Genomic DNA, 23,039 nt, shown 5'->3' on the forward strand with positions numbered 1-23,039 from the left:
CGAACGCCGCGGGCCGCGCTGTTCGGCAAGCCGGGCAGCATGGCACGGCTGTTCGCACTCGGTGCGGTGGGCCACGAGGTCGCAGGACGCCCCGCGATCCGCGCGCTGTTCGGCACGAAATCGGCGGCCACGGTCACGCTGCTGATCCTCGCCGTGTCGCCGTACCCAGCCGAACGCGATTCGATCGTGGGCGCGCTGCCGCTGCTGCCAGTGTTCCTCCGCGTCGCGGGCGGAAACAGGTTCTACGGCGTGCTCAAAACCCGCCCGCTTGCGCCGCTCGGCACCGCCAGCTTCAGCATCCACATGGTGATCGTCTACATGATCATTCACGCGTTCGACAAGTTCGTATTCCAGATCGATTCCGCCAACGACGCGAGCATCTGGGCGCTTGCTCTGGCGTGCGCGCTGATCGCCGTCTTCTGCTCGCTGCTGACCTACCGCTACATCGAGCATCCGTTCATCGCGAAGCGCAACCCTACCCGCGCGGCACGTCCGACGGCCGAACCCGCACCTGACCGTCGCACGGCTACGCTGTAACAATACGTGCGACTCAGAACCGGTACGAGATCCCGATCTGCAGCACCGGATACCACCGGTAGCGCGACATCATCTGGTTCAGGTCGTCGAGACCGCTGGCGACCAGGATCTGGCTCTTCTGCGGGCCGGCCGCGGCAGCGAGCGCCGGCGACAGCGTGTACGAACATCGCGGGATCCCGTAAGCGACGCCCAGGTCGGCGACGAACCCGAACCCTTTCGATGCCGGCCGGTGCCCGTAGCCGATCCCGAAATACGGCATCACGTCCGGATAGCGCGCCTGCGCGACCGCGTACATGCCGGGCAGTGCCGGATACGTCTTGCCGGCGAACACGTAGGTGCCGTCGGTCGGCACCGATACGCCGGTGATTTCGTCGTTGTTGAAGCGCAATCCGAGCGTCGCGCGAAAGCCGCTGCCGCGCCACGGGAAGATATCCGCGTACAGTCCGCCTTGCCGCAGCTTGAGGTCGTCCTGATAGCGATTGCCGGCCACCGAAAAGTCACGCGACAGGGTAATCGCATTGAAATCCGCGTGCGCGCCCAGCATCGAGTTGAAACTCACGGCCGCGCCGACCCCAACCCCTTGCGTGCCGCCCTGCAGATAGATTTCCTGTGCGTGTGCGCTGGCCGCGAACAATACCGTCAGCGCTGCCCACTGGTTCACTGTCATTTTCACGAGCGTCTCCCCGACTCGCGCCGGGCGCGCCGCCCAGCCGCGTGCGGTCCTCGGCCGCCACGCGTGACGCGTTCCCCGGCACGACACCTCGCAAGCAAGCTTGCTGTTTGACGAATCGAACGCACACTGCCCTTCGTGTCGCCGATACGACGCATCACGCGTCCGACGCGACGGGCGTCAACCCGCGGCCCGATCCGATCCCCGTAGTTTCGATGTCGTTGCGTGCCGCTCCCGCGATACGTTCTTCTGGCCAGTCGCGGGTGGTACGAGCGGCACCGACCTCATCGCAATGCCTGTGCCACACGGCGCAAACACGTGCGGGGCGGCCCTCTGCGCCAAACGTCTGCTCGTATGCGTAATCGAATTGGAGGAAATGTTTCAGACGCGCATCGTTTTTGCGGCGCTTCGTCGCCGCACACGTGACTGGGGACATCCCGCAGCGAACGCCGCAACGCACGCCAGGCAACCATGCGAGGTTGACGACATGTCTGCATCGCGGCGCGGTGCGGGCGGGTGAGATGACATGCATCTGGCGAAACGTTTCATCAACGTGACGTCGCGCAGGGTCGCGCGCGGGCGCGATGTGTGATTGCTTCGTGCGGATCAGGGAGAATACGGAGGGCAAGCCATCGGATCTCGACGCCAACCGGAGTGATCCCGAGCACCCGATGCACTTGAGAGAGCGTATGCTCGCAAGCGGCAGTTCATCGGCGATCGTCTCCGCGGAGCCAAGTAAATATAACGCCTAAGCCGAGATAAAGCCGATTCCGGAAACGGGCTGGTTTGCCGCTCGATCGCAATCGAAACAGCGAGCGTTTGAGATTCGGGCAGACCGTCGGAAACGAGTGAACAAGACCAATCGACTCGCGGGAATATCGTGAAGCGCATCGCACTTCTTTTAGAATGCGGGAAAGCTGTCGCGGATCGCCACGTCGATTCCAGGCAGACCGGCGTGGCAACTCGCGCGGCGATTTGACTCCGCGCACCGGGGCCACTCACCCCCGCACCCCGACCACCACCCCACCCGCGATGATCGCCAGCACGAGCATCGACAGCACTGCATGGATCCAGTCGCGCTCGCGCAGAAAAATCCCCATCAACAACGCGACGCGCGTCACCGGCAGCAGAATGAACAACGCGACGCCGGCTTTCGCGAGCGCATGGCCGTCCCGGCCGAGCATGCCGGCATCCGCAACCGGCCACCCCGCACCGAGCAGCATCCCGGCCGCAATCAGCATGCACGCGCACATCGTGCCGTACCGCAGCAGCATGGCAACGGCCCGATCGCGACGCTCGACGCCATCGACGATACGCGTCATGCCGCGCCTCCCGGTGCGTGAACGCCGAGCGCGCTCAGGAACATCTCTACCGCCAGCAGCAACAGCACGACGACGAAAAAGACGCGCAGCTTGTCGGCCGGCAGACGGATCAGCATCCGCGCGCCGACGATCGCGCCGATCACCGAGCCGAGCGCAATCGGCCCGGCCAGACGAATATCGATGTCGCCACGCGTGAAATAGGCGCCCGCGCTCGCAGCGGCCGTCACGCCGATCATGAAATTCGACGTGGCCGACGACACCTTGATCGGCAGCCGCAGCGCCGTATCCATCGCGGGAATCTTCAGCACGCCGGAACCGATCCCGAGCAACGCGGAAATCAGCCCCGCGCCGTACATCAGCGCCATGCCGAACGGCACGCGCCCGACCTGGTAGTCGATCTCGCGGCCGGACACCGGATCGGGAAAGCTCGCATGCAGGCGCAGCGCACTGGCCCAGCTAGCGGCATCGGGCGGCCCGTCGACGACCGCATCGTGCCGCCGCGCCAGCATCTGCTTCGCGGAGACCACGAGAATGATCGCGAACAACCCATACAGGAACGATGCCGGCACGCGGCCGACCAGCAGCACGCCGGTGAGCGCGCCGAGCGTCGTCGCGGTTTCGAGCACGACGGCGAGCCGGACGTTGATCAGTCGCCCCGACAGGAACGACGCGGCGCCGCTGCAAGAGCACGCGATCACCGACACGATGCTCGCGCCGATCGCGGTCTGGATATCGACGCCGAACAGCAGCGTGAGCAACGGCACGACGAAGATGCCGCTCGCCATCCCGAGCACGCCGCCGAGCGCGCTTGCGCCGAACGCCGCGACGCACAACCACAACGCTTGCATGACCGTGCGCCCTTACGAACGCTCGCCCGCGCGGCGGCTCAGCCGCGTGACGAAACGGATGAGGTCGCCGCGGTAATAGAGCTTCTCGAAGTCGACCGGCCGGTGCGCGTGCGTGTGAGACGTCCGTTCGATCAGGAAGACGGGACTGCCGGGCGCGACCGACAGCGCCTGCGCGACGTCCGCCGGTGCGGCGACGGCTTCGAGCCGGTATTCGGCGTCGACGAGCGGCACGTCGTAGCGCTCCTCGAGCAACGAGAAAATCGGCTCGGCTTCCAGATCGTGCGCGACGATCTTCTCGCCGAGTTCGCGCGGCAGATAAGTTTCGTCGAACGAGACGGCGACGCCGTCGGCCAGGCGCACGCGCCGGATCCGCATCACGTCGGTGCCGGGCGGCAACGCGAGCTGCCGCGCGACGGCGGCATCGGCTTCGACGATTTGCCGATCGACGAGCCGCGCGCTCGGCGTGCGGCCGAGCGCGTGCATGTCCTCGACGAAGCCGGTCAGTTCGGTCAATTCCTGCGTGATCTTCGGCTCGGCGACGAACGTGCCCTTGCCGCGCCGAATTTCGACGAAACCGCGCGCGACGAGGTTTTCGATCGCCTTGCGCACGGTCGTGCGGCTGACGCCGAACCGCTCGATCAGCCGCTCCTCGGGCGGAAGCTGGCTACCCGGCGCCAGCGTGCCGGCCGAGATTTCCGAGGCCAGCGTGGCCTCGACCTGCGTATAAAGCGGCGCATTGCCGAAATCGGAGTTCATGCAAGACATCATGACGTCATGATGTCACGATGTCAACCATCGGTCGAAACCCAGCCCGACGGGCTATAGCCCGTAGCCACCGGAGACATTCAACTGCTGCCCGGTGACGTAATTCGCGCGGTCCGACGCGAGAAACACCGCCGCGCGCCCGATGTCGTGCGCCTTCCCCCAGCGCTTGAGCGCGAGCATCTTCTGCGTCTCGTCGATCCACGCCTGGTCGAACTGCCCCTGTGCCATCAACACCGGAAACATCCCGGCCTCGATCACGCCGACCAGGATCGAGTTCGCGCGAATCTCATAGCGGCCCTCCTCACGCGCAAGCCCTTTCACGAGCGCCTCGTTCGCGGCCTTCGGCGCGACCGACAGCCCGTCGCGATCGGGCCAGCGCAGATGGCCGGCCGAGCCGAGCGTGACGAACGACCCGCCGCCCGATGCGCGCAGATGCGGCAGCGCCGCCTTCGCCGCATTGAAGAAGCCGACCGTCTCGACCTCGATCGCACGGCGCCAGTCGTCGTGTGTCATGTCGCCGATATGGCGCTGGTTCACGAACGGGCCGGCTGCCCACACGACCGTGTGCACACGGCGATGCACTTCGATTGCGGCGGCAAGCGCCGCATCGACCTGCGCGGGGTCGGTCACGTCCGCACGATGCGTGCTGACCGCGACGCCTTCGCCGCGAATGTCGCGCGCGACGCGCTCGGCGACATCCCCCTTGCTGCGATAGCCGAGCGCGACCGGCACGCCGGCGCGCGCGAACTCGAGCGCGACGCCCTGCCCGATCCCGCCGCTGCCGCCGAACACCAGCACCGCGCCCTGCGGAAATCCGTTGTCGTTCATGCGTTCACCCGTCGATGTGTCGCGGCGTCGTTCAGGCCGCCGCTTCGGTAGTCGCCCGCAGCCGGTACTTCAGCACCTTCCCTGCCGCGCTCGTCGGCAGTTGTTCGACGAACGTGAAGTGCCGCGGCACCTTGTAGTTCGCCATGTTGCGGCGCGCCCAGTCGTTCAGCTGGTCCGCGTCGGCATGCGCGCCCGGACGCAGCACGACGTACGCATGGCCGACCTCCCCGAGCCGCGTATCGGGCACGCCGACCAGCGCGACCTGCGCGATCGCGGGATGCGCGGCGAGCAGCCGCTCGATCTCGGCCGGATAGCAGTTGAAGCCGCCGACGATGAACATGTCCTTGATCCGGTCGGTGATCTTCAGGTTGCCGTTCGCGTCCACGCAGCCGAGGTCGCCGGTGTGCAACCAGCCGTCCGCGTCGACGGTTTCGCGCGTCGCGTCGGGCTGGTTGAAGTAGCCGCGCATCACGTTGTAGCCGCGCACCCAGATCTCGCCGGTCTCGTCCGGCCCGAGCACGGTGCCACCGGGCCCGGCGATGCGCAGTTCGACGTCCGGCATCGGCCGGCCCGACGTATAGGCAACCGTCGCCGCATCGTCGCCATGACGGCACAGCGTCGCGAAGCCGCACGATTCGGTGAGCCCGTAGCCGGTCAGCACCGTCTCGAAGCCAAGCTCCACGCGCATCCGCTCGATCAGGCTCGGCGCGATCGCGGCCGCGCCCGTCACCGCAATGCGCAGCGACGACAGGTCGCGCGTCGCACGATCGGGCGCATCGAGCAGCGCGTAGTACAGCGTCGGCGGCCCGGGCAGCACGGATACGCGCTCGTCGGCCACTCGCCGCAACACCTCGGCCGGCTCGAACACCAGATGCGGCAGCACGGTCGCGCCGCTCGACAGCGCGGCGAGCCAGCCGGCCTTGTAGCCGAACGTATGGAAGAACGGGTTGACGATCAGATAGCGGTCGTCGTGGCGTACGCCGGCGATCTTCGCCCACGCCTGTGCGGCACGCAGGTTCTGCCCGTGCGCGGTCATCACGCCTTTCGGGCGGCCGGTCGTGCCGGACGTGAACATCAGGTCCATCACGGTGTCGGGCGTCACCTGCGCCTCGCGCTCGCGCACCGCGTCGATCGATACCGCCGCGCCGCGCGCGAGGAATGCGTTCCAGGTCTCGTCGTGCGTGCCGGACGGCGGCTCGCCGTCGAACACGACGACGCGCTCGAGCGTCGCGGGCCGGTGCGGCGCGAGCATCGCCGGATAGGATTCGCCGAGGAAGGTGCCGCAGCAGAACAGCAGTCGCGCGCCGCCGTCGTGCAGGATGCCGCCGACCTCCATCCCCTTCATCCGCGTGTTGACCGGCACGAGGATCGCGCCGACGGTATGAATCGCCAGCGCCGCGACGATCCATTCCGGCAGGTTCGGAGCCCACACCGCGATCCGGTCGCCGGCATCGATGCCGCTCGCGAGCAGCGCTCGCGCCGCTTCGAGGCGGGCGGCATCGAGCTCCGCATAGGTGAGCCGGCCGTGCGCCGATTCGATCGCCGGATGCGCGCCGTGGCGCGCGGCAGCCCGTGCGATCAGCGCGGGCGTCGTAAGAATTTCGTTGTCCATCGTCGTAAGGATCGCAACAGGGTTGCCGGGCACGCCGTCGGCGTGCCGCGGCTCAATCGGGGAACACCACGCGCAGCGCGTCGCTCGCGGGCCGTGCGCAACAGGCAAGCGTCCAGCCGGCCGCGATCTCGTCGTCGTCGAGCACGTGGTTGCTGTCGAGCGCCACCTCGCCGCGCTCGATCCGGCACATGCACGCACCGCATTGCCCCATCCGGCAGGAATTCGGTGCGGGCACGCCGGCGCGCAACATCGCGTCGAGCAGCGTTTCGCCGGGCGCGCTGTCGAACGTGAACGCGTCACCGTCGAGCACCGTCTCGATCGCCGCGCCGTCGCCGGCTTCGGCGGCCGTCGCGGCGGCATCGGCCTGCGCCGGCGCATCGGGCAACGACGCGAAGCGCTCGACATGCACGCGCGCCCGCGGCAGCCCGAGGCCGAGCATCGCGGCAAGCGCGTTCTCCATGAACAGCGCGGGTCCGCAGATGAACGTCTCCTGCCGGCTGAACGGCCGCGCGAGTTCCTCGAGATGCCGCTGCTGCGGCACGCCCTGCACGCTGTCGAGCCAGTGGATCTCGCGCAGCCGGCCCGGATGGCGATGCGCGAGCTGCTGCAGCTCGTCGCGGAAAATCACCGAGCGTTCGTCGCGGTTCGCATAGATCAGCGTCAGCATCCCGCGCCCGTGCACGAGCGCCGATTTCAGGATCGACAGCACTGGCGTGATGCCGCTGCCGCCCGCGAACAGCAGCAGGTCGCCGTCGAGCGTGCGCGGCGTGAAAACGCCGGCCGGCGGCAGCACGTCGAGCGCATCGCCCGCACGGATGTGGTCGCACAGCCAGTTCGACGCACGGCCGTCGCGCACGCGCTTGACGGTGATCTTCGGCGCGGCGTCGATGCCCGGCGCGCTCGACAGCGAGTAACAGCGTGCGACGGTCGCCTCCGCGCACGGCACGTTCAGCGTGAGGAACTGGCCGGGCCGGTACGCGAACGCGTCGCGCAACGCGGCAGGCACGTCGAACACGAACGAGCACGCGTCGTCGCTTTCGGCAATCACGTCGGCAACGGTCAGCCGGTGGAAACGGGAATCGATCGAGGTATCGCTCATCGCCGGTTCCTCATGCCACGCCGGCATCGTGCCGGCCCGCTTCGCGCGCGGCGACCTGCTGCGGGTTCGACGCGAGCGCCGGCGCGATGCACGCGAATGCGTTCAGCACATGCGCTGCCGCGCCGCCGATCAATTGCGCGAGCTCGCGCACGATCGTTGTGTCCGCATCGTTCTCGATGCCGCGGTTCATGGTGCATGTCATGGGTAGCCTCTTTCCGGTGCGGTAAAACACGCGCCGCCGTCACGCGGCCACGCGGCTCGCGGGCGCGCCGGGCGTCGTGTACGCGCCGTCGAGATAGACGAGCGGATCGACGTCGCCGGTCATCAGCACCTCGCGGATCCGGCCGATGAACACCGTATGCGTGCCGTATTCGAACCGGCCGTCCTGCTCGCATACGAGGCTCGCCTGCGAGTCGTGCAGATACGGGACGCCGAGCGGCGACGTGTGCCAGTCGCCGGTCGTGAAGCGCGCCTCGCCCTTCAGGCGGCCGCTGCAGTCGATCGCGATGCCTTCATGACGCGCCGACAGCACGTTCACGCAGAACGGCGCGCCCGCGTCGAGCGGCGGATACAACGACGCGTTGCGGTTGATGCAGATCAGCAGCGATGGCGGATCGGTCGACAGCGAATCGACCGCCGTCGCGGACATCGAGTAGCGCCGGCCGGCGTGCGCGCTGCTGATGACCGTGACGGAGCGCGCGAGGCGGCGCATCGCGAGCAGCATGTCGGTGCGCAGCGGATGGGTAGTGAGATCGCTCATCATTGGACTCCGTCAAGTTCAGTCGTGGACGGCCGGGCTGTCCGGCCGCCGGCGTCGGCCGCTTGCGCGGCCAGGTGGTCGGCGGCGATGAACCCGAAGGTCATCGCCGGACCGAGTGTCGAGCCCGCGCCGGGGTAGCTCGCGCCCATCACCGATGCACTGGTGTTGCCGATCGCGTAGAGACCGTCGATCGGCGCACCGTCGGCGCGCAGCACGCGCGCATGCGCGTCGGTGACCAGCCCGCCTTTCGTGCCGATGTCGCCCGCGTCGATCCGCACCGCGTAGAACGGCGCTTCGTCGACCGGCCCGAGGCACGGATTCGGCTGGTTTTTCGGATCGCCGTAGTACGTATCGAACAGGTTGTCGCCCTTGCCGAACGCTTCGTCGATACCAGTGGCCGCATAGCGCGCCATGTCGCGCAGCGTGTCGTGCAGCCCCGCCGCATCGACGCCGATCCGCTCGGCGAGCGCGTCGATCGTGTCGGCCTTCACGAGCACGTCGCGGAAGGCGTCCGGAATGCGTGCGTCGGGCATCATCGACGCCGGCATGATCGGCCCGCACGGATACTTGCGGCGAAAGCGCGCGTCGAACACCATCCACGCCGGCACGCATGCGCCGGTGCGCGCATGGTCGCGATACATTGCCGGCACGAATTCCGAGTACGGCGCGGCTTCGTTGACGAAGCGCTTGCCGAGGCCGTTGACGATCACGCAGCCCGGCAGGTTGCGTTCGACGAACAGCGCGCGCTGCTTCTCCTCGCCCGCGACGCCGACCGTCGGCGCGCCCCACACGTGCTCCATCAGCGCGAGCGCGCCGCCGAGGCGGTGGCCTTCGGCGATCGCGTCGCCGGTGTTGGCCGGTGGCGTCGCGCTCCACTGCATCTGCGTCGGTTGCGGCAGGTAGCGTTCGCGCATCGGCTGGTTGCGCTCGAAGCCGCCCGCGCCGAGGATCACGCCGCGGCGCGCCGCGATCGTCACCGGCTGGCCGAAGCGCTGTGCGCGCACGCCCGTCACGCGGCCGTCGACGTCGAGCAGGTCGCGCATCGGCGTGTCGAGCCACACCGGCACATTGCGCTCGAGCAGCGCGCGGCGCAGCCCTCCGATCAGCGCGTTGCCGAGCGTCAGGCGCCGGTCGCGCCGCGTGCGGCGGCGCACGCCGACGTCGAGCCAGTAGCGGCCGAACTGCGCGATCGCGAGCTTCATGAAGCCCGGCCCGCGCGAGAACAGCGTATGCGCCTCCTTCGACGTCACCGCGACGCGGCCGCCGATCAGCGTGCCGGGCGACGGCGGCCGCAGCCGGTCGAGCTCGTCGCCGAGCAGCGCGCCGTCGAACGGCCGCGGATCGAGCGCGCGATAGCCGGGCATCGCCCCCGGCAGCTTCTGGAAATAATCCGCGTACTTCGGTAGCGCCTGGTAGCGCACCGGCGTCTTCGCTTCCAGGTAGCGCAGCATCTCGGGCGCCTGGTCGAGATACGCATCGAGCCTGTCGCGCGGCGACGCGCCGGCCGTGCATGCGTCGAGATAGCGGCGCGCGGCCTCGCGCGTATCGGTCGCGCCGAGTTCGGCGATATGGTGGTTGCACGGTATCCAGATGCCGCCGCCCGACACCGCCGACGTGCCGCCGTACAGCGGGGTCTTCTCGATCACGACGACGGACAGCCCGCGGTCGGCCGCGCGGCACGCCGCGAGCAGCGCGCCCGCGCCGGAGCCGACGACCACGACGTCGAACACGTATTGCTGCGCTTGCGTGTCGTTCATTGCCGCCTCGTCAGATGAAGTAGTCCGTGTTCTCGCGGCCGAGCATCACGGCGCCGAGGTTCTGGCCGAAACGGTCCACGTTGTTCGCGTAGTGCGCACGGGCCGCGTGCAGATCGAGGAAACGGCGCACCAGCGGATTGCGGTGATAGATGCCGTTGCCGCCCGCATAGCGAAGCAGCGCGTTCGCGGCCTGCGCGCAGCGCTCGGCGACCTGCGCGGACTGATAGCGGAAATGCACGCGGCGCTCGATCGACACGGCCGGGCCGCCCGTCACCGACGCCATCAGTTCCGCGAAATTGCGCTTGAGCAGCACCTTCATCTCGTCGATCGCGACGGCCGCGTTCGCGCATGCGTTCTGCACGCCCGGATCGTCGGTCGTCTTCGCGCCGCTGTTGGCCGACACGCGCGTGGCCGCATAGCCGGTGAAATCGTCGAGCGCGCCTTGCAGCGCGCCGATACACGACGTGCACACCGCGCGCACGAAAATCTGCGCGAACGGCAGCTTGAACAGCGGCGCATCGTTGACGGCGAGGCCCGGGCTCGTGCCCATCATCCCGTCGATCGCCTTGTGCGTGCGGTATGCGGGCACGAACACGTCGTCGACGACGATGTCGTGGCTACCCGTCGCGCGCAGGCCGAGCACGTCCCAGTCCTGCTGGATCCGGTAGTCGGATTTCGGCAGCAGGAACGTGCGGTACTCGGGCGGCTGGCCGGCTTCGGCCGGCGGCACCAGCGCGCCCAGGAACACCCATTCGCACAATTCACTGCCGCTCGAGAACTTCCAGTGGCCGGACAGGCGGAAACCACCTTCGACCGGGGTCACGCGGCCGACCGGCATGTAGGTCGACGCGATCAGCGTCGCCGGGTCCTTGCCCCAGACGTCCTGCTGCGCGCGCTCGTCGAACAGCGCGAGCTGCCAGTTGTGCACGCCGACGACGCCGTACACCCATGCCGTCGACATGCAGCCGCGCGCGAGCGCCATCTGGATGTCGAAGAAGGTCTGAGGATCGAGCTCGTGGCCGCCGTAGCGCTTCGGCTGCAGCACCTTGAAGAAGCCGGCGGCCTGCATGTCGGCGATCGTCTCGGCCGGAATGCGGCCCTGCGCTTCGGCTTGCGCGGCGCGGCCGGCGAGCGTCGGCGCAAGCGCCTCGGCCCGGGCGATCAGCGTGGCGGCCAGTGCGTTCGAATCGTTGTCGCGATGCACGAATGTCTCCTTATATCTTCGATTTGCTTCAAACTTCAGCGCTGCCGCGCCACCCCGGCTTCTTTCACCTGGTTCGCCGCGGCGGGCGCCGCGAGCGTGGGTTCCTGCTGCCGATGGTCGGCCTCGCGCGGCCGCGCCGCATCGTCCGAAGGGACGACGGGCGCGGTCCGGCCCGCATTACGCGCAGGCGCGCTCCTTCTCATTGTTGAAGAACGGGATCACGTGCTCGCCGATATTGCGGATGGTCTCCATCTGCGCGTCGTGCGGTACCGTACCCATCTGGCACAGGAACAGCACTTCGTCGACGCCCGCTTCCTGCAAGCGGCCGACGTAGCCGATACAGTCGTCGACCGTGCCGTACGCGTGGTTCGGGTTCATCATCGCGAGCGCCGGATCGGCGAAGTTCACGACGACTTCCTCGGACGCGAAGCGCGAACGGATCACCATCTCGCCGGTGTCGGCCTGCACGAGGTCGTCGCCCCACTTCGCCGGATCCGGACGCTCGCCGCCCGTGTACCAATAAGCGAGCGACTCCATGAAGTAGCGCTGGCCGCGGATGCCGATCTTGCGGGCCTTCTGGCCGTCGGCCATCACGACCGTCGGGCACAGCGCGGCGAGGTGCTGGGTCGGGCGGAAGCCGACCTGGTCTTCCGGCTTGCGGTTCGCCCATGCTTCGCGATACACCGCATTCTTCTTCGCGACTTCATCGGGGCCGCCGAAGCCGAGCACCAGCGCGCCCATCCCGCGCTGGCCGGCGCGCAGCAGCGCGTCGGTGTTCGTGCACGCGAGGTACATCGGCGGGTGCGGATCCTGCATGGGCTTCGGGTGAATCGGACGCTTCGGAATCTTGATGTATTTGCCGTCGTGCTCGATCTCGTCCTGCACGAACATCTTCGGCACGAGGTACATCGACTCGTCGATCATCGGCTGCAGTTCGTTGAGGTCGTAGCCGAACGCGCCCGCTTCCTGCTGGCTGCCGCCCTTGCCGACGCCGAAATGCACGCGGCCGCCCGACAGGATGTCGAGCAGCGCGACCCGCTCGGCCACCTTGATCGGATGGTTCATCGCCGGCGGCAGGCACACGACGCCGTGACCGAGCCCGATGCGCGTCGTGCGGCCGGCCAGGTACGCAAGGAAGGTTTCCGGCGCGCTCATGTGCGCATAGTTGGTCAGCGACGTGTGCTCCACGCACCAGATCGTGTCGAAGCCGACCTGCTCGGCCAGCAGCGCCTGTTCGACCGTCTCCTTGAACACCCGGTGGTCGCCCTCGCGCGATGCGTCGGTGGTCTGGGCTTCGTAGATGAGGGAAAACTTCATTGCGTGCGTCTCCATGTATGTTGGACGAGTCGGGGTCGTGCAGCCGCCCGCACGATACGGACGAATAGCGACGGTCCACGAATGGGAGTGTCCGCGCGCGGGCCCGCACGGGCATCGTCTGTTTGGAGTAACGGCGCGCCTGCGGGAACAGAGGGGTTTCACCGTCATCCGATCGGACTGCGTCGCGGCCGGCACCGCGCGCTAGGATCGAACGACGGTGCAGTGCGCGCCGCACACATCACGACAAGGGAGAGAGGAAATGAAGGTATCGATGCTGCTGTATCCGGTCGACGACATCGACACGGCCTTGCCGCTGTTCGTCGACGGACTGGGCCTGAACGTGAAGTTCCGCGACGGCGACCGCTATTGCGCGCTCGACGGCGGCCCGCTGACGATCGCACTGGTGGCCGGCGACGAGCAGATCGTCGAACGCGCGGCGCTCACGCTGCGGGTGGACGAGGACGACGATCTCTATGCGGCGATGGCGCGGGTCGTGAAGGCCGGAGCGTCGGTGCGCGTGCCGGTGCAGGCGGGGCCGCACGAATACCGCGCGGTGCTGGAGGACAAGAACGGCGCGCTGCTGGTGATTTCGCAGAAACGCGCCGCGTGAGGCGGCAACGCATGGCGCATGGCGCACGGCCCGGCCGGCGAAACGCTGGCCGCACGAATACCGTGCATCAGGTATCGACGGGCATCGCGTTCACGACACGCATTACACCTACCCGCATTACGCGGCCGCGCCCGGTGCGCGCAGGTCGCTGGTTTCCAGCAGCTCGAGCAGCGTGCCGGCCGGCTGGCTGAGCCGCTTCGCGGCGAGCGCGATGAATTCGACGTCGGGGAGCGCAGGCAGCCCGTCGCCGTTGACGGGCGGTGCCAGCCCGCGTGCCGACAGGTACTGCGACGTCGCGGTGAGCCCGAGCCCGGCCCGCGCGGCCGCGATGCAGCCCGGCTGGCTGCTGCTCGAACACACGACTTCCCAGCCGATCCCCTTCTCGGCGAGCGCGTTCAGCACCACCGCGCGCGTGACGCTCGGCTCGGCCACCAGCACGAGCGGCAGCGGCCGCTCCAGGTCGACCACCGTGCCCGGCCGCGCAACCCATTCGAGCCGTGCGCGCAGCAGCGGCGTGCCGCGCCGCTCGCCGAGCCGCCGCTTGCCGACCATCAGGTCGAGCGCGCCCGCGTCCATCAGCTCGTAGAGCCGGCTCGTCATGCCGGTGGTGATCTCCAGCGCGACGTCCGGGTGCGCGGCGCGGAACGCCGCGAGCACGTCGGGCAGCGCGACCAGTGCGAGATCGTCCGACGCGCCGAGCCGCACGCGCCCTTGCAGCCGCGGCTTGCGGAACTGCGACTCCGCGCGGTTCAGCGCCTGCAGGATCACGTTCGCATGCACGAGCAGCGCTTCTCCGTCGGTCGTCATCGCGATCGAATGAGTGTCGCGCACGAACAGCCGCCGCCCGACGCTCTCTTCGAGACGGCGGACGTGTTCGCTGACGCTCGACTGGTTGAGCCCGAGCTGCCGCCCCGCTTCGGTGAAGCTGCGGCAGTTCGTGACGGTGGCGAAGGTCTTGAGCCAGACGGGATTGAGCATGATGCATTGTCATTGGCAAATCCGATGACAGTCAATGCCTTGAGGCAGCTTCCCGATAACCACCGGAATCGGTACCATCGGACGCTTGTAGACCGGCCGGGAGCCGGCGCGGGCCCGCCGCGCAGCCTCCGGCCACGGTCGCCGCACCTCGAATTACGTCATGTCCCGGGAACCCTCACACTCCGCGCTGTTGTGGATCGTCGCCGCTGCGTTCTTCATGCAGTCGCTCGACACGACGATCGTCAACACCGCGCTGCCGTCGATCGCGCAAAGCCTGCATGCGTCGCCGCTCGCGATGCAGCCGATCGTGGTCGTCTACACGCTGACGATGGCCATGCTCACGCCGGCGTCCGGCTGGCTCGCCGACCGGTTCGGCACGCGCCGCGTGTTTTCGCTGGCGATCCTCGTGTTTTCCCTCGCATCGATCGGCTGCGCCGCATCGCACACGCTCGGCCAGCTCGTCGTCGCGCGCGCCCTTCAGGGCATCGGCGGCTCGATGCTGCTGCCGATCGGCCGGCTCGCCGTGCTGCGCCGCGTGCCGGGCGAACGGTACGTCGCGGCGATCGCGTTCGTGTCGATTGCCGGGCAGCTCGGGCCGATCGTCGGGCCCACGCTCGGCGGCTGGCTCACGCAGGCGATTTCCTGGCACTGGGTGTTCATCGTCAACGTGCCGGTCGGCGTGGTCGGGTTCATCGCGGTGCAGCGCTACCTGCCGCACGATCAGGCGACGCAGCCGCCGCCGTTCGATTTCGTCGGCTGCGCGCTGCTGTCCGTCGCGATGATCGCGCTGTCGCTCGCGACCGATCCGCCGATGCCCACGCATCGCACCGGTTGGGCGATCGGGCTGGCCGTGCTCGGCGTCGCGAGCGCGCTCGCGTACCTGCCCCATGCGCGGCGCCGCGCACAGCCGCTGTTCCGGCTCGGGCTGTTCCGCGAGCCGAACTTCGGTTCGGGATTGCTCGGCAACCTGCTGTGCCGGATCGGCACGAGCGCGGTGCCGTTCATGCTGCCGCTGCTGATGCAGGTACAGCTCGGCTATACGCCGCTGCAGTCGGGGATGATGATGTTGCCGGCCGCGATCGCCGGCGTGATCGCGAAGCGCTGGATCGCGCCGCTCGCCAGACGCTTCGGCTATGCGGCGTTTCTGGTCGTGAATACGGGGATCGTCGGCTGCGCGATCGCCGGGTTCGCGCTGATTTCGACGCGGCCCGCGCCGGTGCTGGAGATCGTGCTGCTGATCGTGTTCGGCGCCGCGAACTCGATGCAGTTCGCCGCGATGAACGCCGTGACGCTCAAGGGGCTGTCGCACGCCGACGCCGGCAGCGGCAACAGCCTGTTCACGATGATGCAGATGCTCGCGATGGGGCTCGGCGTGTCGATCGGCGGCGGGCTCGTGAACCTGTTCGCCGCGCATTGGGGTTCGATGGCAAACGGCTTCATGCTGTCGTTCGCGTGCATGGGCTCGGTTACGCTGCTGTCGTCGGTCGTGTTCCGGCGCATCGACACGGCCGCGCCGCCGCGCCCGATCGCGCCGCGCCCTTCGGCGTAAGCGGCGCCGCGAGCAAGCGGGCGCGCCGCGCCGTCAGCTCACCTGGCGGCGCTCGACGACGCGCTTGAGCACCCAGCGAATCGACGAGCCGTCGGCCGGCGGCTGCGCAACGCGGTATTCGTCGACTTCCAGCACATATTGATAGCCGGGCTGGTACGCAAAGCCCTCGATGCCCGCGTACCACAGGCTCCACGGCTCGGCCGGGCTGCTGCGCACCTGCAGGCAGTCCATCGGCGCGACGCCCGTGCAGCGCGCCGGCTGCGGTGCGACATACACGGTTTTCGTCACCGGGCGGCCATCGGCCGGGCGGGCCGCGCGCGCGTCCGTCGCGGTCGCGCCGGTCTGGCAGCCGGCGAGCAGCGTGCTGCCGGCAATCGCGGCCGCGCCGAGCAGCGTTCTGGTCTTGCGATTCATCTGATGTTCCTGTGAAAGCGTGGGCGGGGCGATTAGACGAACGCCGTATCGAGAAAGTTCACAAATAGCTTACAGGCCGCGTGCCGTCCCCCTCATTCGCAGGATGTCGTATGTACGCCGACGCGCTACCGTATTCCGGTGCAGGTGCGTGCCGCCGCTGGCGATCGGGCCGCACTCGCACGTACGCATACGCACCAGCACGCCCGGCGCACCGCGACCCGGCGGCTGCAACAGGAGACAACCCGAATGACCACGGCGCCCCCGGCCCTTCCCCCGAGCCTTGCCCAATCGACGCTGACGCTCGAGCAATTCGACGCACTGCTCGCGAACATCTACGAAGGCCCGCTGGAAGACGTGCCGTGGGGCGACGCACTGGAACAGATTCGCGTGCATCTCGACGCGAACTACGTGACGATGATCCTGCGCTGGCCCGCCAGCGGTCACGCGGGGCTGATGATCAATGCGTCCGGGCATAGCGCGCCGCTGCCGGGCGTCGCGTCGTACAACAACTACTATTACGCGCTCGATCCGTTCGTGAACCTGCCGAGCAATCGCGTCGTCACCGTCGACGAGCTGCTCGGCGTCGGCGTGTGGCGCGGCAGCGCGATGTATCGCGAGTTTCTCGAGCCGTTCGACGTGGGCTACCTGATGGGCGCCGACCTGCGCACGCCCGACGGAATCGAATGCCGGTTCCGCGTATGCCGCTCGCATCACGGCCATGCGTTCTCGACGACCGACAAGGCCGTCTGCAACGCGCTGCTGCCGCACCTGAAGCGCGCGGTGCGGCTGCATGCGAAGTTCGGGATGGTCGAATCGGAGCGCACGCTGTACGCGAGCACGATCGACCGGATGCTCGTCGCGACCGCGATCCTCGACGAGCGCGGCGCGATCATGAAGACCAATTGCGTCGCGGACGAAATCTTCGCCGAATGCGACGGCCTGCGCGTGCGCGCCGGTGTGCTCGAAGCGTCGTATCCGCTGGAAGACCGCAAGCTGCAGAAGCTGATCCGGCAAGTGCTCGCCGAGCGCGCGGGCGGCCTGCCGACGGTCGCGCAGGCGATCGCGGTGCCGCGCCCGTCCGGCAAGTCGCCGCTCGGCGTGCTGATCCGCACGGTGCCGCTCAGCGAATGGTCGGAGGACAATCCGCGCCGGCCCGCGTGCGCGATCTTCATCCGCGATGCGGAGCGCAAGTCGCAGGCGTCGCACGACATCGTGCGTAAGCTGTTCGACCTGACGCCGGCCGAGACCACGCTGGCGCTCGCGCTCGTCAACGGGTCGACGCTCGAGGAAGCCGCCGACGCGCTCGACATCAGCAAGAACACCGCGCGCTCGCATCTGCGAGCCATCTTCTCGAAGACGGGCGTCACGCGACAGGCGACGCTCGTGCGGACATTGCTGAACAGCGTGTTGTCGCTCGGATGATGCGCGCGGCCTGCGAATCCGTCTGGTCCGTTTCAACGTCGAAGGGCAACCCGACCTGTCGATCCCTGCAACGCCGCAGGCGACAGGCAACTGATAACCGATGCAGACCACGCCGATGGCGCGGCCCGGCGAACCGCGCGACATCGCGGAAACGGTGAGGTGACCGTGCTCGCCGGCCGCGCGTTTCGTCGCCGGCCGGGCGAGCGCGGTGGACGGCGGCTTCACCGTGCGGCGATCGTGTATTACCATCGGCGCTACCTCGACCGCTTCGTCGTGCCCGCCCGGCCATGGGCGGGCGACACGCCTCGCCTCGCTTCGCATGACCTCACCCGTTCCGTCCGACGCCGCGCTGCGGCCGCTGCCCATCGATACGCTGACCGTGCCGGCCGCGCTCGACGGACGCGCGGGCACGAACCGCTCGACGAGCGCGCATCCGCAGATCGCGGCGACCAACGATCTCGACGCGGTGCGCGCGTGGCTCGCGCGCTTCGTCGATACGCCCACCACGTTCCAGAACTATCGCAAGGAAGCCGAGCGCCTGCTGCTGTGGGCCGTGATTGGGTGCGGCAAGCCGCTGTCGTCGCTCACGCACGAGGATCTCGTCGTATACCGGCAGTTCCTGCTCGCGCCGGCGCCCGCCGACGTGTGGTGCGCGAACGGCGGCCGCAAGCATCCGCGCGGCGACCCGCGCTGGCGGCCGTTCTACGGGCCGCTGTCGGCGGCCAGCCAGCGGCAGGCGATGGTGATCCTGAACGTGATGTTCTCGTGGCTCGTGCAGGCCGGCTATCTGGCCGGCAATCCGCTCGCGCTGTCGCGGCAGCGGCAACGACGGCCGGCGCCGCGCGTCACGCGCCATCTCGGCGCGCCGCTGTGGCAGGCGGTCAAGGATGCGATCGCCGCGATGCCGCGCGACGAAGCGCGCGCCGCCTTTCATGCGGATCGCGCACGCTGGGTGTTCACGCTGCTGTATCTCGGCGGGCTGCGCATCACCGAAGCGGCCGACACGACGATGGGGCATTTCTTCGCGCGACGCGACGCGAACGGGCGCGATCGCTGGTGGCTCGACGTGACCGGCAAAGGCGGCCGGCAGCGGCTCGTGCCGGCCACGGCCGAGATGATGGCCGAGCTTGCGCGCTACCGGCGCGCGCACGGCCTGCCGGCGCTGCCCGCGCACGGCGAGCCCACGCCGCTCGTGCTGCCGGTCGGTCGCACGCGCAAGCCGCTCACGCGCGCGGCGCTGCACCGGATCGTGAAGCAGGTGTTCCGGTTCGCCGCCGACCGGCTGCGTGCGCACGGTGAAGCCGGCGAGGAACAGGCGCGCGTGCTCGAACAGGCGTCCGCGCACTGGCTGCGCCACAGCGCGGGCTCGCACATGGCCGACGGCCGCGTCGACCTGCGGCTCGTGCGCGACAACCTCGGGCACGTGTCGCTGACGACGACCAGCCAGTATCTGCATGCCGACGACGACTGGCGGCACCGCGAAACCGACGAGAAGCACCGGATCGACTGGTAGCCGGTCATTGGCCGTGCGCGATGCTTGCCGACGGTGCTCAGTGCTGCAGTTCCAACCCGCCCAGCCCGTCGTTGCTGCGGCACTTCGCGCGATCGCGTTCCGCCGGCACGTCGATCGTGCCGCACAGCACGTCGATGCGTTTCCGGTAACTGTCGGTCAGACACTGCGTGGTGGTGCAGCGGTTGCGCGCTTTCAGCCACGCCCTCTGGCTCGCGATGAACTGGCGATACTCGGGCGGATCCTCGGTCGGCCGGTTGCCGAAGTCGTACACGACGTCCTGGTAATCCTTGTTGAGCGCATCGTCGAGCCGCGACAACGCCGGATTGCCGCAGATTTCGCGTTCGACGAACGTGGACGCTTTCGCGCAATCGAACGACGCGGCCTGCGCGCCGGTCATGCCGGCCGCGAGGGCCAGCGCAAGAAGCCATGCCTTCATGTGGGTATCGTCTGGAAGAAAACGGCGGCGAACCGTCCGAAGACGATCGTGCATCGGACGGCGGCTCGCCGTGACGGACGAACGGAAATGCCCGCCGCCGGATCGCGCAGCTTAGGGCAACGCGCATCGCAGTTCAATACGCGAGCCCGCTTCCGTTCTCCCGTGCCGTCACATGCGCGGCATATTGCATGCGCTCAATACACGGCCACTCAATACACTGCGACCCAATGCCCGGGCACCCACGCCCAGTGGTTGCCGGCCCAGCGGTAATGCCCCTTCGCCCAGCGATAGCCGGGCGCCGGCGGCGGCGGCGCCGCCTCGGCGACCGGCGCGGGCTGCGGCGGCCGCGCGGGTTCGACCACGCATGCGGACATCAGCGCCGCGCTCGCGGTCACCAGGACGGCAAGCGATATGGATCGGATCTTCATCTTCGATTCTCCCTGTCGTGTTATCGGTTGGTGGATGTCGACACCGGCATGCCGGATGCCGCGCATCACGCCATGGCGTGAACGAGGCCCGTCATCGGCCGCGTCGTGCCGCTTTCGGCGAACAATGCAGCGGCGGTACGGTCGGGGTCGAGCCGCAGGCTTTCGGCAGCCGCACCGGCGATCAGTGCGTCGAGTGACGCGGTCGGCTTCAGGTCGCGCCCTTCGTACAGGTCGGCCGGCCGCAAGCCGGGCCAGTCGGCGATCACGCGGCCGCCCGCGACCGCCCCGCCCGCCAGCATCGCGACCGACGCCTGCCCGTGATCGGTGCCGCCCGTGCCGTTCACGGCGGCCGTGCGGCCGAACTCGGTTGCCACCAGCACCGTCGTCTGCTGCCACGCCGGGCCGAGGCCGTCGCGCAACGCGGCGAGCATCGTGTCGAGCGCCTTCAGCTGATTCGCGAGCCGCGCGTTCTGCGCGCTGTGCGTGTCCCACCCGCCCGTCTCGATCATCGCGATCCGCGGGCCGTCGTCGCGTGCAAGAAACGTCGCCGCGAGCTTGCCGACGCCGGCCGGGTCCTGACGCGCATGCGCATCGCCCGCGAGGCCGCGCGCGGCCATCGCCGATTGCCACAGCGGCCCGAGCTGCGCGTCGGCCTCGTAGAGCGCCGACACGCGTGCGAGCAGATCGTCCGGCGCGGCCGGCAATCCCGACGCCGCATACGACGTGGCCTGCACGCTGCCGCGCAACGCGAGCGGCACGGTCGGCGCGAACGCGATCGCGCTGTCGCGCGTCCTCGGCAACATCGCGGCAAGCCGGTTCAACCAGCCGTCTTTCACCTGGTACGGCGCCCGCCCGCCCGTCTCGAGCACGTTCTGTCCGTCGAAATGCGAGCGGTCCCGATACGGCGACGCGATCGCGTGGACGAACAAGGCCTGCCTGTCGCGATACAACTGCGCGGTCCGCACCAGCGACGGATGCAGCGCGAACGTGCCGTCGACGCGTGTCGCGGCCGAAGCGTCGATCGCGAGCGGGCCGCGCAGCGACGCATACGCGGGTTCCGCATACGGCACGACGATGTTCAGCCCGTCGGCCGCGCCGCGCTGGATCACGAACACGAAGCGCCGGTCGGTGTCGACGTTCGCGAACACGATGCGCGGCGCGACGAGGAACGCGCCTGCGCCGGCGGCGGCAACGCTCAGGAAATGCCGACGGGTAAAGGATCGGGCCATGTTCATCTCCGTTGAAAGTCGGGCGACACGAGCAGCAGCGCAAGCGCCGTGGTCGCGCTTTCGGCGCGCGACAGCGCGGTTGCCGTCGGTGCGCTCAGCGAGCCGGCCAGCAGCGTATTGCCGAGCGTGCGCGGATCGAGCCGGTCGCCGGTGCGCGCGGCGAGCCGCTGCGCGATTTCGACGCGGCGCACCAGCGCATCGGGCGCGGCCCAGCTCGCGGCGACGTCGTCGTAGCCGGCCGGCGACCCGGGCCGCCACACTGGCTGGCCGAGTTGCGCGAGCAACGGCGCGGCCTTCAGGCCGCCCGTGTCGCGCCAGCCGAGCCCCCGCAGCGACGACACGGCCCACTCCCACGGCGTCTTGAACTTGCGGTTCACCGGCGCCCACGCGTCGGGCGCATCGACGAGCGCGCGATAGACGGTCGGCAGGTCGCCGCCGCTCGCGTCGAATGCGCGTGCGAGCCGGTCGGTCAGCGCGGGCGGCGGATTGTCGGTGACGAAATGACGGGCGAGCTGGAACGCGATATGCCGGCTCGTCGCGGGCGCAAGCGCAAGGTCGGCCAGAATCGCGCGGCCCTGCGCTTCGCCCGGCTGGTCGTAAGTGCGCCCCATCACCGTGCGTGCGCCCGGTTCGTGCAGCTTCGAGCGGAATACGAACGCGCCGGGCGCCGCATCGCCGGGCTGCGGCCCGCGACCGCCCGCGATGCTCCAGCCCGTCAGCGCGCGTGCGAATTCCGTCACGTCCGCTTGCGTATAGCCGGTGCGTACGCCGAGCGTATGCAGCTCCATGATTTCGCGCGCGAGGTTTTCGTTCAGGCCGCGCCGCGCCGCGGGATTGCGGGCGTCGGCGCGCAGCGCGGCCGGGCTGTCGGGGCCGACCGAGCGCGCCTGGTCGAGGAACAGCTGCATCGCGGGATGCTGCACGACGGCGACGAGCATGTCCTCGAAGCGGCCGAGCACGTGCGGACGGATCGCATCGCGCTCGAATGCCCCCGCGTATGCGGCGACCTGCCCCTTGTCGACCGACACCGCGAAATGGTTCGCCCAGAAATGCACGAGACGCTCGACGAACGGCGCCGGTGTGTTCAGCGCACTGTTCAGCCGCGCGGCGACGGCGCTGCGATACGCGTCGTAGCCGTCGCGACGGATCGACTGCGCGGTCGCGCGCCTGGCCGCCGCGTCGTCGCTCGTCATCGCGTTGCGTGCCTCCGCGAAGCGCGTCGCGAGCGCCACCGCGTCAGGCTCGCCGGCCCACGCGGCAGGCCGTGCGTCGTAACGGTCGAGCTGGGCGACCAGCGCCGCCTTCGGATCCGCGGGCGGCGCTTCGTCGGCCCGCGCGCCGAGACCGAAGCGGTTCAGCGCAATGGCGGCCGGTGAGATGTCGTTCGGGTGGTCCATGACGGGGTTCTCGCGATGCGTACCCGTGTTTAACGGACGGTGGCGGGAAATCCGTCGCCGGACGGCTCGATATTTTTTCTTCGTTGCGCCGCGAGCGCATGCCTTTCCGTTTGCTTTCAAACGATGACAAAAATTCTCCGGGCCATGCACTGCGCGGATTGCCAGGGATCGCGAAGCATGATCTTGCGATCCACCGTCGCGATGCCGATTTTGTTCTATCTGTCCGTTTCCGCTCCCGATCAACCGGCGGTCACTCTCGTTCACCCACAAAGGCGAGCGCCATGAGCCTGTCGCCCGCTTGCCCTTCCCGCAAAGCCATCTAGACTCAAAGGAATGTGCCGTCC

General features: G+C 68.7%; 22 protein-coding genes and 1 pseudogene. 5 read left to right on the plus strand and 18 right to left on the minus strand.

Features of this window, described 5'->3' with window-relative positions:
• Positions 1-12 precede the first annotated feature (12 nt).
• Positions 13-537 (plus strand): annotated as a pseudogene (locus tag DIE13_RS00220) (acyltransferase); the annotation flags it as partial.
• 13 nt (positions 538-550) lie between these two features.
• On the opposite strand, the gene DIE13_RS00225 reads toward DIE13_RS00220, so the two are convergent.
• The 12 genes from DIE13_RS00225 to DIE13_RS00280 form a co-directional block, all read right to left on the minus strand.
• Complete coding sequence (locus tag DIE13_RS00225) at positions 551-1,204, minus strand: hypothetical protein (RefSeq protein WP_124825633.1); 654 nt, start codon at positions 1,202-1,204, stop codon at positions 551-553.
• A gap of 1,001 nt (positions 1,205-2,205) precedes the next feature.
• The gene (locus DIE13_RS00230) at positions 2,206-2,529 is read right to left on the minus strand and encodes a DUF1634 domain-containing protein (protein ID WP_124825266.1); all 324 of its coding nucleotides are present in this window, start codon (positions 2,527-2,529) and stop codon (positions 2,206-2,208) included.
• A complete protein-coding gene (locus DIE13_RS00235) occupies positions 2,526-3,377 on the minus strand; it encodes a sulfite exporter TauE/SafE family protein (protein WP_124825267.1) in 852 nt (283 codons plus the stop codon). Before DIE13_RS00235 ends, DIE13_RS00230 begins: the two co-directional genes overlap by 4 nt.
• 12 nt (positions 3,378-3,389) lie before the next feature.
• The gene (locus DIE13_RS00240) at positions 3,390-4,133 is read right to left on the minus strand and encodes a GntR family transcriptional regulator (RefSeq protein WP_124825268.1); all 744 of its coding nucleotides are present in this window, start codon (positions 4,131-4,133) and stop codon (positions 3,390-3,392) included.
• Between the two features lie 63 nt (positions 4,134-4,196).
• Entirely contained in the window at positions 4,197-4,970 is a 774-nt protein-coding gene (locus DIE13_RS00245; protein ID WP_124825269.1) for an SDR family NAD(P)-dependent oxidoreductase, read from the minus strand.
• A gap of 31 nt (positions 4,971-5,001) precedes the next feature.
• A complete protein-coding gene (locus DIE13_RS00250) occupies positions 5,002-6,582 on the minus strand; it encodes a FadD3 family acyl-CoA ligase (RefSeq protein ID WP_124825270.1) in 1,581 nt (526 codons plus the stop codon).
• Between the two features lie 52 nt (positions 6,583-6,634).
• Positions 6,635-7,681, minus strand: coding sequence for a ferredoxin--NADP reductase (locus DIE13_RS00255; protein WP_124825271.1), 1,047 nt, complete (start codon positions 7,679-7,681; stop codon positions 6,635-6,637).
• Between the two features lie 10 nt (positions 7,682-7,691).
• Positions 7,692-7,871 (minus strand): hypothetical protein, encoded by a 180-nt coding sequence (locus tag DIE13_RS00260; RefSeq protein WP_124825272.1) that lies wholly within the window; start codon positions 7,869-7,871, stop codon positions 7,692-7,694.
• 51 nt (positions 7,872-7,922) lie between these two features.
• Positions 7,923-8,441, minus strand: a complete 519-nt coding sequence (locus DIE13_RS00265) for a flavin reductase family protein (protein ID WP_124825273.1) — start codon at positions 8,439-8,441, stop codon at positions 7,923-7,925.
• Positions 8,441-10,198 (minus strand): FAD-dependent oxidoreductase, encoded by a 1,758-nt coding sequence (locus tag DIE13_RS00270; protein WP_124825274.1) that lies wholly within the window; start codon positions 10,196-10,198, stop codon positions 8,441-8,443. Before DIE13_RS00270 ends, DIE13_RS00265 begins: the two co-directional genes overlap by 1 nt.
• Positions 10,199-10,208: 10 nt before the next feature.
• Positions 10,209-11,402 (minus strand): acyl-CoA dehydrogenase family protein, encoded by a 1,194-nt coding sequence (locus DIE13_RS00275; RefSeq protein WP_124825275.1) that lies wholly within the window; start codon positions 11,400-11,402, stop codon positions 10,209-10,211.
• Between the two features lie 177 nt (positions 11,403-11,579).
• The gene (locus tag DIE13_RS00280; RefSeq protein ID WP_124825276.1) at positions 11,580-12,719 is read right to left on the minus strand and encodes an LLM class flavin-dependent oxidoreductase; all 1,140 of its coding nucleotides are present in this window, start codon (positions 12,717-12,719) and stop codon (positions 11,580-11,582) included.
• Between the two features lie 259 nt (positions 12,720-12,978).
• On the opposite strand from DIE13_RS00280, the gene DIE13_RS00285 reads away from it, so the two are divergent.
• Positions 12,979-13,329 (plus strand): VOC family protein, encoded by a 351-nt coding sequence (locus DIE13_RS00285; protein ID WP_011355015.1) that lies wholly within the window; start codon positions 12,979-12,981, stop codon positions 13,327-13,329.
• A 117-nt stretch (positions 13,330-13,446) separates the two neighbouring features.
• Here the strand turns inward: DIE13_RS00285 and DIE13_RS00290 are convergent, their stop codons facing one another.
• The gene (locus tag DIE13_RS00290; RefSeq protein ID WP_124825277.1) at positions 13,447-14,307 is read right to left on the minus strand and encodes a LysR family transcriptional regulator; all 861 of its coding nucleotides are present in this window, start codon (positions 14,305-14,307) and stop codon (positions 13,447-13,449) included.
• A 160-nt stretch (positions 14,308-14,467) separates the two neighbouring features.
• Between DIE13_RS00290 and DIE13_RS00295 the strand changes: the two genes are divergently transcribed.
• Positions 14,468-15,856, plus strand: a complete 1,389-nt coding sequence (locus DIE13_RS00295; protein ID WP_124825278.1) for a DHA2 family efflux MFS transporter permease subunit — start codon at positions 14,468-14,470, stop codon at positions 15,854-15,856.
• A gap of 33 nt (positions 15,857-15,889) precedes the next feature.
• On the opposite strand, the gene DIE13_RS00300 is transcribed toward DIE13_RS00295, so the two are convergent.
• Positions 15,890-16,270: a DUF4377 domain-containing protein gene (locus DIE13_RS00300; RefSeq protein WP_124825279.1), complete on the minus strand. Its 381-nt coding sequence runs from the start codon at positions 16,268-16,270 to the stop codon at positions 15,890-15,892.
• Positions 16,271-16,516: 246 nt separating this feature from the next.
• Here DIE13_RS00300 and DIE13_RS00305 point away from each other — a divergent pair, with 246 nt between their 5' ends.
• Positions 16,517-17,692: a helix-turn-helix transcriptional regulator gene (locus tag DIE13_RS00305; protein WP_124825280.1), complete on the plus strand. Its 1,176-nt coding sequence runs from the start codon at positions 16,517-16,519 to the stop codon at positions 17,690-17,692.
• 319 nt (positions 17,693-18,011) lie between these two features.
• Positions 18,012-19,205, plus strand: a complete 1,194-nt coding sequence (locus tag DIE13_RS00315) for a tyrosine-type recombinase/integrase (protein WP_124825634.1) — start codon at positions 18,012-18,014, stop codon at positions 19,203-19,205.
• Between the two features lie 37 nt (positions 19,206-19,242).
• Here the strand turns inward: DIE13_RS00315 and DIE13_RS00320 are convergent, their stop codons facing one another.
• The 4 genes from DIE13_RS00320 to DIE13_RS00335 all read right to left on the minus strand — a co-directional run bounded on the left by DIE13_RS00320 (position 19,243) and on the right by DIE13_RS00335 (position 22,695).
• Complete coding sequence (locus DIE13_RS00320; protein ID WP_175750458.1) at positions 19,243-19,641, minus strand: lysozyme inhibitor LprI family protein; 399 nt, start codon at positions 19,639-19,641, stop codon at positions 19,243-19,245.
• 209 nt (positions 19,642-19,850) lie between these two features.
• Positions 19,851-20,069 carry a YXWGXW repeat-containing protein gene (locus DIE13_RS00325; RefSeq protein ID WP_124825282.1) on the minus strand — a complete coding sequence of 73 codons (219 nt, stop codon included), beginning with the start codon at positions 20,067-20,069 and terminating at the stop codon, positions 19,851-19,853.
• Positions 20,070-20,134: 65 nt separating this feature from the next.
• Complete coding sequence (locus tag DIE13_RS00330) at positions 20,135-21,298, minus strand: DUF1501 domain-containing protein (protein WP_124825283.1); 1,164 nt, start codon at positions 21,296-21,298, stop codon at positions 20,135-20,137.
• A 2-nt stretch (positions 21,299-21,300) separates the two neighbouring features.
• On the minus strand, positions 21,301-22,695 hold the full coding sequence (locus tag DIE13_RS00335) for a DUF1800 family protein (protein ID WP_124825284.1): 1,395 nt from the start codon (positions 22,693-22,695) through the stop codon (positions 21,301-21,303).
• Positions 22,696-23,039: the final 344 nt, after the last annotated feature.

Source organism: Burkholderia sp. Bp9016 (assembly GCF_003857765.1).
In the GTDB taxonomy this organism is placed as follows: Bacteria; Pseudomonadota; Gammaproteobacteria; order Burkholderiales; family Burkholderiaceae; genus Burkholderia.